Genomic DNA, 11,673 nt, shown 5'->3' with positions numbered 1-11,673 from the left:
CAGACCGCGGAGGGGCTGGAGCTAAATCGCGCCTTCCGGCGGATTAGCGATCCGAAGGTAAAAAGAGCCGTCGTTGCCTTGGCCAAATCAATAGCCAGCGACAATGAAGTTCCATGATAGTGGCCAAGGCAAGCCTACGACAATAAGCTGGCGCTTCAATCGTTGAGAGGGTTTGATGCCGGTCAGCATGCAACTCTTGCTTCTCTGCGCCGGCCTTGGCGCAAAACTCGGCCGCGCTCCTAAACAGACGGGTTTACGGTTCGACCCCAATTTCGCCGTTAGAATGTTTGGGCTGTGATTGAGCTTCGGATGCGGCGAGTGTTTAGGCCGCGATCTGTATCAGATTGAAGGCCTGTCGAACCGTGAATCATGCGCGAGATCGGTATTTCCTCGCTGGTGCCGCGTACGGGGTTGTCTGCCATCGACTTGCATAGCGTCGTCGGCGTCCTTACTTGATAACCAGTCTCTTAGCCTCTCGAGAATGAAAAATGGATCCAAGTACAGTAACACGTTCAATGGTTGGCATTCGCACGTCCATCCCAGATGACGCCTTCACAGCGCGTTCGCTTGGCACCGTTCGTGAAGGAAGTGGCGCGGTCATTCGCGAGGACGGCCTGGTGCTCACCATTGGATATTTGATAACGGAGGCCGACGAGGTCTGGATCACGAGAGCAGACGGGAAGGTCGTGCCTGGGCATGCGCTTGCATATGATCAAGAGACCGGACTTGGCCTGATCCAGGCGCTTGGCGCACTGGACAGCCCAGCCTTGAACCTCGGCGACGCGTCAAAAACACGGGTTGGCGACCCTGTCGTCTTTGCTGACGGCTTTGGCCGGTCGCTACGGACCAAGATCGTAGCGAAGCAGGAGTTTGCCGGATATTGGGAATATTTGCTGGACGAAGCAATCTTTGTCGCGCCAGCCCACCCTTCCTGGGGTGGAGCCGCAGTTATTGGGCAGGACGGCAAGCTGCTGGGTATCGGTTCCCTCAAGCTGGTGATGAACAGGAACGGAACCAGTTCTGACATCAATATGGTTGTCCCGATCAATCTGCTTCCGCCCATTCTCGACGATTTGCTCACGCTGGGAAGAGTGAACAAACCGCCGCGCCCATGGCTCGGCGCGATCTCTGCGGAAAGCAACGGCGACGTGGTTGTCGTCAGCGTTGCTGCCGATGGCCCGGCGGCAAAAGCTGGGCTGCGGGGAGGAGACATCATTGCGGAAGTTCGTGACGGAGAAATTGGCGGCCTTGCCGATTTCTACCGTCAAGTCTGGAAGAGCGGCCCGGCAGGATCGGAAATTCCCGTCAGGGTCTTGCGCGACGGTCGCGAAGCCTGGCTTCGCGTAAAATCAGCCGATCGCGATACCTTCCTGAAAAAGCCCCAGCTACAATAGAGGCCTGGCGCCCGCCAAAAGCTGAAGGCGAGAGCTGGAATTCCACAATCACGCGTCGGTGCGACTGAAAGAGGCTGACGATCCGGGCAAGGTGTGGCTTAAACAGCCGGCTTCTTTTTTGGAGCCGGCAGGAGACCGTCTCGCTGCAGTTGCTTTCGAGCAAGCTTGCGCTGACGGCTAATGGCCTCTGACTTCTGGCGGGCCTTCTTCACGGAGGGCTTCTCAAACGCTTCCCGCAATCGCATTTCGCGGAAGACACCCTCCCGTTGAAGCTTTTTCTTCAAAACGCGAAGCGCCTGATCAACGTTGTTGTCACGAACCAATACCTGCATCTAAAACCTTTCGATGCTCGCAATTCCGCACGAGGGCGGCGGTAATCTATCCTTTTCGCCGAACTTTGCTAGCGGGCAGCGCCGCGATTTTTCGCGAATGAACGCCTAATTTTATCCGTGCCCTAGCAGATTTAGACTTTCGGAGCTCACCCGAATAGATGAAGTTCGGCCGCTGTGTCCCTTCGTCATCATCAATCGATAAACGAGAAGGAACCAGAGCAGGTCGATAAACCTTTAGGGAACGGTGCAATCCAAACGGAAGGTTGCAGCTGTAAGTGTCGAGCGTCCTCGAAAGAATTGTTGTGCCATGATTCTCGAATTGCAGAATGTCATTCTGGAAATGATTGCCAAGGGCCAACCGCTACAGGGTACGATCGAGCGGCTGTGCCTGCACGTTGAGTCAATAGTCCCATGCACGGTATGCTCGGTTCTCACGATTGAAGGGCGGCACCTCCATCCTCTCGCTGGCCCGTCTCTCCCAGACCACTACTCGGCGGCGCTCGACAATCTGAAAGTGGGTCCTTTTGCCGGGTCGTGCGGTACTGCTGCCTATCAAGGGACAGCCGTCACCGTAACTGATATCGAGCATGATCCACGGTGGGCCGATTTCAAGGATTTAGCTCTGCCGCTGGGTTTCAAAGCGTGCTGGTCGACACCGATCTTCAGTGGAGATCGCGTTATCGCAACATTTGCATTTTACTATCGTGAGCACAGGGGGCCGAGCGAGCTCGAACAAACGATCGTCGATGCCTGCGTTCATCTGTGCGCAATCGCGATGGAGCGGGACGAACGCGTGCGTGAGCGCCAGCGCCTGACGTATACGGATGCGCTGACAAGCTTGCCGAACCGCGCCAGATTCAATCAGGCTCTATTAGAATACGCCTCCGGCACTTACGGTACCTGGGGTATCTTGCTTGCCGATATGGATAACCTGAAGCTGGTCAACGACACTTTTGGCCACACGACTGGTGACGATCTCATCCAGATCGTAGCGCAACGGATCGCGTCGGTAGTGACCGCGGAAAAGACCTTCCGGATCGGTGGCGACGAGTTTGCGGTTATCGTCCAAGACACCCCGCCGCTTAATCTCTCAACCGAGGCTGCCAAGATCCTCGCGGTCTTGAAAGAGCCCGCACGCTGCAACGGCCATGTGATTGTCCCAGGCGTGACTATCGGCGGATCGCTCGCGGATCGCGGGGATAGACCCGACCAGGTTCGCCAGTGCGCCGACGTCGCGCTTTATCACGCCAAGGAACGTAATCGGGGCCAGTTTATCGAGTATGTATCAGGACTTGGCACGGCGTTTACACGGCGGTTTCGGGCAATTCGTGATGTCAGTCTTGCCTTGGCCGAAGACCGTATCGACGCGCATTACCAGCCGATCATCCGACTTGACACAGGCGAAGTCGTGGGCTTTGAGGCCCTTTGCCGGATGACCACCGCATCTGGAGACATCATCGCCGCCGCCAATTTTCATGAGGCAACCAAAGACGCGCATGTGGCGGCGGATCTGACGCAGCGCATGCTTTCGCGGGTCGCTACTGATGTGCGCAGATGGCTCGATATGGGGCTACCGTTTCAGCATGTCGGCATCAATCTGGCGGCCGCCGACTTTCATGCCGGTAATCTGCAAGAGCGGCTTTGTGCCGTGTTCTCGGACGCGGGGGTTCCACTGAAGCACATCATTCTTGAGGTGACGGAGTCCGTGTATCTTGGACAGCGCGATCATGTGGTGGCCGACGAGATCAAGGCGTTGAGAGCGCGGGGAATGCGTGTCGCGCTCGATGATTTCGGAACCGGATTTGCTTCACTGACACACCTTCTGACAGTCCCGGTCGACATTGTCAAAATAGACAAGTCGTTCGTCGAGCGGCTTGTGCCGGGTGACGCTGCCGCGATCATCGTCGAAGGCGTGATGGGTATCGCAAATAAACTGGGGCTCCGTGTCGTGGCGGAAGGGATAGAAACGGACGCTCAACTCCGTCAACTTCTGGAGTTTGGATGTACGCTGGGGCAAGGCTACCTGTTCTCCAAGGCTGTCAACCGAGATGCTGCCACATCGTTGCTAACTCGACTTGGGCAACAAACTCCTGATGGTCAGCAGCCTTTGCGAGCTTAGGCTCAGGACTTCCGTAACGGGGCCGTTCCAGTCAAGCAAAAAGTAACGGCCGCAACGCGCAGTCACGCAGCGGTGCGGTAATATCCCTGGCGATAGATTCATTGCGCCGATGCCTGGCTTGGTCCGCCCTTCGTTTGAGATCACCCCGGGTTCATGCTTCGGTCCGTGGTCAGCGCGATAGCTGCCAATGCAACTGTCCTGCCGTCCACGCCAAGTGCACGCGCAAAATCGGCAGCGTTAAGAAGCCCAGACTGATGATGGGCAAGGATGGTCCAGAAGCGTCGTAGCGTTTCGGCGGGGATGCATGGCCGCCTCGGTCTCTTTATCGTCGAACTCGCCCTCCACGAGGAGCGTGCTGGGCTGGTGCATGAGGATCGTGTAGCGGCGAGGGCCTATGTTGCATTCTCCATCACGAGTTGCCCGATACGCCCAGCGTTTCTTTGGTCTGCGTTCTTAATATGTCCATGTAATGCCTGGATAGGGAAGCCAGGCATTGCACTCACGGCTTCAAAGACCGCCGCTCACAGAGAGATCGTACAGCGAGGTAATAAGGTTCTCCAACTTCACCGCCGATTTCAATGCCTCGCTGATCAGGAATTCTTGGGACGCTTGCGCGTGTCTCTACGCTGCGTCGGTCGCCCGATGCCCAACATCATCGTCGGCGTCTCCGGATATTTCGAACGTATTCCGCCCGGCCGCTTTGGCCGCGTACAGAGCAACGTCGGCCTTCTTAAATAGCTCTGAAGGTGTCGAGCCGTCCATGAAGGCTATTCCGACAGAGGCTCCAATCTGGACCTGGCGCCCTTCCAGATGAACAGGTCTGTACAAGGCTCTGACAATGTTGCGGGCGACATTCGACACCGAATCTCGGTTCTCGTTGACCAGAATTGCGAATTCGTCACCGCCGATACGTGCAATCAGCGCTGCCTGTGTGCAAACACGCTCAAGGTGCCGGGCAGTTTCCCTCAAGCAGTCATCTCCGGCAGAATGACCGAAGGTATCGTTCAGGGTCTTAAAGCCATCCAGATCGACCAAAATCAGAGCTCTCGGGGTGTCTCCTCGACCGTAGTCGTCGCAGAACTCCCCGAGTTTTGATTGGAATTGAGCGCGGTTCGCCAAGCCGGTCATAACATCAAAGGCTGCGAGATACTGTGTCCGGTCCTTCGTGATTTTTTCGTCTGTGATGTCCTGCTTAATACCAAAAATGCGAACCGGCTTGGCATCTTCGCATTCGACTGTTGCGGTGATGCGGATCCAACGACGATTGCCCATTGCCGTTATGATTTCGGCATCCATCGTGAAACCATTGCGCTCAGCGATGGCCTTGCTCCGCAGCGTATTGAGATTTCTCGCGGAGGCTTCTGAGTAGCATTTGACAATCTCGCTGCGGTCAAGAATTGACCCGCGCGGCAGATCAAAAATATCGTAGACGACGTCAGTCCATTCCAAAGCATTGTCGGGCAGGCTGCATTGCCATACGCCCAACCTCGCTGCCGCTGACGAGCGGTCGAATATTTTCCGGCTGTGAACCAGAGCAGATGCCTGCTCCTGAATGACGGCTTCTTTCTGACTGATTTGGAGCCGCAGACGCGCAATCGTATCGGTATCGCGGCGCGAAAAGATCATCCGGTTCGCCTTGGATATCCAGGCAAGGGGATGAAAGCCTTTAGAAGGGGATCCTTGGTTGTTGTGTGGGCGATCCATTTAGCCTCAACGCACTGTATTTTGCCACATGCTGCACTGTCGCGCTTAATCCTTAAGACTCTGCATCCACGGAAGTCGCTGCTCAGTGCGTCTGGTCGCTCCAGATCTTGGACCGCTTTCCCACTGGCAAAGGTGGCTCGCTCCAACGACATGCTCGGCGCTGCTGCAGTTGGCGATGGAGCGCAAGATCTCGGCGGACGATGCCAGGCTTGCGCGTATCGCCGCGACCATGGGGCCGACGCTGAAAGTTGTTTGAGGTCACGCTGACGGCGGTTTCCTTGCTAGTAAAAACTGGCCAGGGGGGTGTTTCGTGGACACCAACATCTGGGATGTCAACGTCGAGCTGATGATCGAATGCAGTGATCATTTTCACGTCGTCCGAAGTGCGCGTGAGGCTATCGAATGCCTGACGAAGCGCGCGCCGGAGACCAAGGGATCTCACTGCGCCGGCGCCCGCAAGGCGTGTCTTGCCGCGCTGGAAGGAACAAGCACCCAGAAGGAGGCACGCGCGGCGTTCGAAACCGCCGCGGAGGAGGCCGGCATTCTGCGGCGATCCCAAATAGGCTGAGAGCTGATCGGGGGCTTCAATTTCGCGGCTCATTTGCCGCAGTAGGGCAGTCGCCCGTGCTTTCAATTGCTAGATTTGGCATCACAGCCCGTGTCTTTTTAGGGGTGACAAGTCGAAGATTGCAACTAGATTGCTTGGCGGGGCGAGGGGCACAGGCAAACGCATGTGGTGCCTGTGGAACATTGGCAGTTGCAGAACGGCATGGCCGGAACTGCACACGATAGTCACGGAGGAGCCTCGCAATGCCGAAACCACGCCATATTCGCGACGACTGGTGGATCAACGATCAGACCCCGGACAACCCTTATGGAAAGAGTGAGGATTACGATTCCTTCCTCGATTATCTTGGGGCTCTACCCCGTAGCCTGACGCCAGAGATCGCTGCTGAACCGCTGAGGATCAACGTTTCCGAGCTCAATGACCATCCCGAATACAAGGCCGCCGCAATCGGCGCCCTGCAGATGTGGGCGGCCGTCACGCCGCTGAAATTCGAGATCGTCGATGACGCCCCATTCGACCCTGCAACGGACTGGATCGAGGTTGTCAGCCCCGAACTTGGCGAAGAGGACGACGGCAGCGCCTATTCGGCAAATCGTTATGTCAGCATCGGCCAGCGCTTCCACGACACGGAGCCGAACAAGACCGATGTCGGTGGCTATGTCTTCGATTCTTTCATCCACGAATTCGGCCATGAATTCGGCCTGAACCATCCCGGGCTCTACAACTATAGCGGCCCCGGCGGCGTGCAGATCAACTATCTGAACAATGCGACCTGGACCTACGACCGCCAGCAATACAGCGTCATGTCCTATTTCGACGGGATCGACGTCGGCGAAACCAGCCGCTGGTCGGCCTCGACGCCGCTCATGGCCGACATTGAGGCGGTCATTCGCCGCTTCTTCTCGACCGTCGATGCGGAGGGGGTGCGCACCTACCAGCATATCGAGCTCAACACAGGCGACAATGTCTACGGATTCGGAGCGGCGCTTGCCGGCTACAAGCTCACCTCGTCCGGAACGCAGCATGACATCGGCTTTGCGATCCATGACACCGGCGGGACGGATACGCTCGACTTCTCCGGCTCGACGGCCGGGACGATCCTCGACCTGCGCGCCGGACAGTTCTCCAGCGTCAACGGCCACAGCAACAATGTATCGATCTTTGCCGGCCACAATGCCGACGGGACCGATTATTACATCGAGAATGGCATTGGCAGCAGTTACAACGACATCCTGATCGGCAATGACGGCAACAACGTACTTGACGGCCGGTACGGCGGCGACCGCATGGCTGGCAACGGCGGCGACGATGTCTATTTCGTCGATTCGCTCGACGATATCGTGCGCGAGGAAGCCAATGGCGGCAACGACACGGTCATACTGCTGTCCCGGGGCCTGAAAATCCGCTCAATCGCCAACATCGAACATATCATCTACGCCAACAAGTCGACACTGCAGCCCGGAGATGACGGCGGTGGAGATCGGCCCGTCTTCGGCGACAATACATTGACCAGCATCATCTTCGGCGACAATGGAAACAATACGCTCGACGGCGGCGCGGGCGACGACACGATCTTCGGCCTGGGCGGTGACGACCTGATCATCGGTGGTCGCGATTCGCTTGCCAGCCGCGACATCAACAACACGATCGATGTCGCCGATCTCGAAGACCAGACTGAAAGCGACGATGGCAACGACACGCTCTACGGCGGCCGCGGCAATGACACCATTCTTGGCGGCCAGGGCAATGATATCCTCGACGGCGGCGATGGCGACGATACGCTGAGCGGCCAGGACGGCGTGGATATATTCAGGGGTGGTGCCGGCGTCGACACGGTCGATTTCAGCAAGGAAAGCCCCTTCCAGCTGCTCGTCAACCTCGCTACGAATGTCGCCAGCGGCGGCACCGCCTCGGGGGACATGTTCTACAGCATCGAGAATCTCATAGGTTCCGATGACCGCATCGACCGCTTTATCGGCACGAACGCGGCAAACCATTTCTGGGGCCAGGGCGGCGGCGATTATTTCAACGGCGGCGGCGGCAATGACATCCTGGATGGCGGCAATGACGGCGACATCCTCTATGGGGAAGCCGGCAACGACACGATCATCGGCGGCGCCGGCCAGGACTATCTGGATGGTGGCACCGGCATCGATACCGTCGTCTACGCCGGCAGTTCCGACGGTGTGACGATCGATCTGGCAAATGGTACCGCCAATGGCGGCGACGGGGATGGTCCGGTGCAGATCGTCGGGCGCGGCACCTTGATCAAGCACGACATCCTCTCGGGCTTCGAAAACGCTGTCGGTTCGTCCTTCGATGACCGCATCATCGGCAATGCCCAGGCCAACGAGCTCTCCGGCGGTGCCGGCGACGATATCCTGACGGGTGGTCGTGGTCCCGACAGGCTGAATGGCGGCGCCGGCAGCGACGCGGCGGACTATTCTGACGCGACCAGTGGCCTCAGGCTGACGCTCGCCGGTCGCGGCTCGGGCGGAGACAGATACATCTCGATCGAAAATCTCGCCGGTTCGGGCTTCAACGATCACCTGACCGGCAACGGCGCGGCCAATGTGCTGACCGGCCAGGGCGGCAACGACAGGATCGACGGCGGTGGCGGCGATGATACGCTGCTTGGTGATTTCGCCTATCAGGGCGATGCGCCACCACGCCCCGGCCTGGGAACCGGCTATGCCACGCTCGGACCGGACGCGGTGAACAATTCGATGGCCGCCGCCTTCGATATCTCCAACAACTTTTCGCTGACCAGCGACCTTGACATCTTCGATTCGTCCAGCATCCTTCATACGACCGTCAACGCCACCGGCAACGGCAAGGGCGGATATTACAGCATCGACCTTGCGGCCGGCACGGTGATCACGATCGACATCGATCACGTCGCCGATCCGAACGTCCACGACAGCTGGGTCAGGCTGCTGGACAGCAACGGTGATATCGTCGCGCAGAACGACGATGGCGGTGGCGATCCGGGTTCCAACAGCACCCGGGATTCGAGCACGGTCTTCGTCGTCCAGGAAACCGGAACCTATTACATTCTGGAAGGCAGCTGGTCGGAGACGACTCCGGGTGATGGCTGGACGGAAGCCGTGCCGGACGGCTCGACATACGAGCTGAACGTCTCGGTTGAGTTTCCGCCGGAGCCTGCCCAGCCGGGTGTCGCGGGATCCGATACGCTTGACGGCGGCAGCGGCAGCGACCTCTTGGACGGCGGCCTGGCGGCCGATACGCTTACGGGCGGCACGGGAGAGGACATGTTCCGCTTCTCGACCGAACTCGGGAACGGCAATATCGACTGGATCAAGGACTTCAAGGTCATCGATGACACGATCCTCCTCGATAATCTCATCTTCGAGAGCGTGGGTGGCCACGGTGCTCTGGGCCTGGGCGCATTTTACAAGAGCGCAGCGGGTGCCGCCCATGATGCCGACGACCGCATCATCTACGACACGGATAGTGGCGCTTTGACCTATGACGCCGACGGCGCCGGCGACGTCGCGGCGATCGAGTTTGCGCAGGTCAGCAGAAACCTGAGCCTCTCGGCGTCCGATTTCATTATCATCTGACGTGAGCCTGGCTGGGGTGCTTGCGAGCGCCCCAGCCAAAGAGTGTCGTGCGTATTTTCAGATGCACGAGGTGGGCTGTAGCACATTGAATACGTTCGTCTTTCGACTTTAAACCGTCTGGTTTTCGGAGAAAACCTGCAGCAGGGCTACCGTGCAGTCGGTTTTTCTTTTCGAGTACAGGCTGGGCGGCAATACTGCTACCGCAGGAACGTTGCCTAACTATCTTGGAGAGTATGTGATGAAGCGCCACCGCCGCACAATGTTGATGACCGTCGGAGCTGCGGCTATTGCCGCTGCCTCAGGCGCCGGGACAGTCGCCGCGCAAGCGACGGATATTCGCGGTGCTGTTACGTTCGAGAGGGGCGCGGTTGTCCCGGAAGGTCGTCTTGAGATTTATCTCGAGGACCCGGCCGTTCAGGGCAGTGCGCGTCGCAGCACGGAGACGCACGTCAAAAGCGACGGCCGGTCAAGGACGATCGCCTTTTCCTTGACCCCGCCGGCAAGCTCGGGTGCTTCGTCAACGCTGCGGATCGTGGCACGCCTGGAGCGTGCCGACGGCTGGCTGGTGGCGCGCGGCAGCACACAGCTCAAGGCGGGTGAGTCCGTCAACCTCACGCTCAACGCGGTCACATATTGACCGAGATTCGTAAGGGCATGACGCGGATAGGGCGCCACGCCCTCTCCGCCGTAGCAAAGCACAGCGCAAACCCAGCCGAGATACCGCCCGACCGGGTTGCAGGATATTGCTACCTGGCACTTTTCGGGAAGGCCGGCGGCTTGGCGATATCCTTGGCGTCATGCTGCATGATAAGGGTAGCATTAAGCGCCTGGGCGATTCCCATCAGCCGCTCCATCGACGCCAGCGTTTCGGCACGGTCGAAGTTGAAACCCGGCACGCCACGGCTCTCGAACTGCTCCTCGAAATGCGCGACGTCGCCGGAAAGCACGACGGGTCCGGCTTCTGCCAGGCGCACAAGCAGACTTGTTTCGCCCGGCGTGTGACCCGGTGTCGACAGAATGGTTACCGTGCCGTCGCCGAAGACGTCACGGTCGCCCGAGATGGCGTCAACCTTTGAGCCACCGTCGAGCCACGGCTTGATGAGGGCCGGGTCGACGGCGAAGGGCAGGGGATCGGCCTTGAACTGTGCAAGATCGGCCGCGCCGATCAGCAGCGTTGCCTGCGGAAATGTGACTGCCGTCCGACATGGTCGAAATGGTTGTGGCTGATGCCGAGGCGGGTGATCTGCTCGGGCTTGACGCCAATTTCCGCGAGCTGTGTCGGAATGTCCTTGGCGAGCGTTGGCGCGAGGACCGCGTTCGGATCGAGCTTTGCCCCCAGAAGACCGGCCGGCAAGCCGGTGTCCCAGAGCATGTAGTCCTGGTCGTCGCGGATCACGTAGCAGCTGTCCGTCAGCGTCCGCTACTCGCCGACGTGATTGTCGGTATCGGAAAACAGCGAGAGGTCGCGGACCTCGATCTCGCCGCAATCGAGCCGCCAGAGTTCGACCTGGGCGGAATGGGCCGTGGACGACGATTATGATCTGGCGATCCGCATTTCCGCGACCCCTTCGCACAAGGTCACCATCTGGCGCAAGATCAGCGTCGTTCACCGCATCCTCGTCGCAGCGCCCGGCAGCCGGTTTTGCGACATGAAGCATCCGAACGAGCTCATTCCCTACGATTGCCTGGCCTATAGTCGGTGTATCTCGTGGGGAGTTTTGTGAGGTCGGTCGACGTATGCTTCAGATCGCGTGGGATGCCGAACCTGCATAGTGATTAACCCCTGATGTCACCTCGGTCCCGAAACCACCACTTCTGCTTGATGACTGCCCTGTGTCTGCTTTCAGGAAACGGCGGAACTGATTTGAATGACCGAAATGGTGGAGGGTTTCGGGTGCCGTCAGGCGTACGAAAGCCTTTCATGCAGGAACCCGCGGTCTGCACTTGCTGAGCTATGGGGTTTTCTGGATTG

9 protein-coding genes and 1 pseudogene are annotated in these 11,673 nt (G+C 58.6%); 6 read left to right on the top strand and 4 right to left on the bottom strand.

The window, feature by feature from the left end; genetic code table 11:
- Positions 1-488 precede the first annotated feature (488 nt).
- Entirely contained in the window at positions 489-1,394 is a 906-nt protein-coding gene (locus J2Z75_RS29000; RefSeq protein WP_209857414.1) for a S1C family serine protease, read from the top strand.
- A 98-nt stretch (positions 1,395-1,492) separates the two neighbouring features.
- Here the strand turns inward: J2Z75_RS29000 and rpsU are convergent, their stop codons facing one another.
- The gene (gene rpsU, locus J2Z75_RS28995) at positions 1,493-1,726 is read right to left on the bottom strand and encodes a 30S ribosomal protein S21 (protein WP_209857413.1); all 234 of its coding nucleotides are present in this window, start codon (positions 1,724-1,726) and stop codon (positions 1,493-1,495) included.
- Between the two features lie 307 nt (positions 1,727-2,033).
- Between rpsU and J2Z75_RS28990 the strand changes: the two genes are divergently transcribed.
- Positions 2,034-3,845 (top strand): putative bifunctional diguanylate cyclase/phosphodiesterase, encoded by a 1,812-nt coding sequence (locus tag J2Z75_RS28990; RefSeq protein ID WP_209857412.1) that lies wholly within the window; start codon positions 2,034-2,036, stop codon positions 3,843-3,845.
- Positions 3,846-4,466: 621 nt separating this feature from the next.
- Here the strand turns inward: J2Z75_RS28990 and J2Z75_RS28985 are convergent.
- Positions 4,467-5,471: a sensor domain-containing diguanylate cyclase gene (locus tag J2Z75_RS28985; RefSeq protein ID WP_234937653.1), complete on the bottom strand. Its 1,005-nt coding sequence runs from the start codon at positions 5,469-5,471 to the stop codon at positions 4,467-4,469.
- Between the two features lie 388 nt (positions 5,472-5,859).
- Here J2Z75_RS28985 and J2Z75_RS28980 point away from each other — a divergent pair, with 388 nt between their 5' ends.
- The 3 genes from J2Z75_RS28980 to J2Z75_RS28970 all read left to right on the top strand — a co-directional run bounded on the left by J2Z75_RS28980 (position 5,860) and on the right by J2Z75_RS28970 (position 10,338).
- Positions 5,860-6,117: a DUF982 domain-containing protein gene (locus J2Z75_RS28980; protein WP_327791314.1), complete on the top strand. Its 258-nt coding sequence runs from the start codon at positions 5,860-5,862 to the stop codon at positions 6,115-6,117.
- A gap of 242 nt (positions 6,118-6,359) precedes the next feature.
- A complete protein-coding gene (locus J2Z75_RS28975) occupies positions 6,360-9,701 on the top strand; it encodes a M10 family metallopeptidase C-terminal domain-containing protein (RefSeq protein ID WP_209857410.1) in 3,342 nt (1,113 codons plus the stop codon).
- Between the two features lie 238 nt (positions 9,702-9,939).
- Positions 9,940-10,338, top strand: a complete 399-nt coding sequence (locus tag J2Z75_RS28970) for a hypothetical protein (protein ID WP_209857409.1) — start codon at positions 9,940-9,942, stop codon at positions 10,336-10,338.
- A gap of 109 nt (positions 10,339-10,447) precedes the next feature.
- On the opposite strand, the gene J2Z75_RS29480 is transcribed toward J2Z75_RS28970, so the two are convergent.
- Both J2Z75_RS29480 and J2Z75_RS29475 read right to left on the bottom strand, forming a co-directional pair.
- Positions 10,448-10,675 carry an MBL fold metallo-hydrolase gene (locus tag J2Z75_RS29480; RefSeq protein WP_234937652.1) on the bottom strand — a complete coding sequence of 76 codons (228 nt, stop codon included), beginning with the start codon at positions 10,673-10,675 and terminating at the stop codon, positions 10,448-10,450.
- A gap of 191 nt (positions 10,676-10,866) precedes the next feature.
- The gene (locus J2Z75_RS29475) at positions 10,867-11,097 is read right to left on the bottom strand and encodes an MBL fold metallo-hydrolase (protein WP_327791313.1); all 231 of its coding nucleotides are present in this window, start codon (positions 11,095-11,097) and stop codon (positions 10,867-10,869) included.
- Between the two features lie 127 nt (positions 11,098-11,224).
- On the opposite strand from J2Z75_RS29475, the pseudogene J2Z75_RS28960 reads away from it, so the two are divergent.
- Positions 11,225-11,398, top strand: a pseudogene (locus J2Z75_RS28960) (LysR family transcriptional regulator); the annotation flags it as partial.
- Positions 11,399-11,673 lie beyond the last annotated feature (275 nt).

The sequence above is a fragment of the Rhizobium herbae genome (assembly GCF_017873135.1).
Classification (GTDB): domain Bacteria; phylum Pseudomonadota; class Alphaproteobacteria; order Rhizobiales; family Rhizobiaceae; genus Pararhizobium; species Pararhizobium herbae.
This window is presented reverse-complemented; position numbering and strand designations above follow the sequence as displayed.

Excerpts from the sequence above, each read along its gene's own strand:
- J2Z75_RS29000 (WP_209857414.1), top strand. The coding sequence starts at position 489 with ATGGATCCAAGTACAGTAACACGTTCAATGGTTGGCATTCGCACGTCC.
- rpsU (WP_209857413.1), bottom strand. The coding sequence starts at position 1,726 with ATGCAGGTATTGGTTCGTGACAACAACGTTGATCAGGCGCTTCGCGTT.
- J2Z75_RS28990 (WP_209857412.1), top strand. The coding sequence starts at position 2,034 with ATGATTCTCGAATTGCAGAATGTCATTCTGGAAATGATTGCCAAGGGC.
- J2Z75_RS28985 (WP_234937653.1), bottom strand. The coding sequence starts at position 5,471 with ATGATCTTTTCGCGCCGCGATACCGATACGATTGCGCGTCTGCGGCTC.
- J2Z75_RS28975 (WP_209857410.1), top strand. The coding sequence starts at position 6,360 with ATGCCGAAACCACGCCATATTCGCGACGACTGGTGGATCAACGATCAG.
- J2Z75_RS28970 (WP_209857409.1), top strand. The coding sequence starts at position 9,940 with ATGAAGCGCCACCGCCGCACAATGTTGATGACCGTCGGAGCTGCGGCT.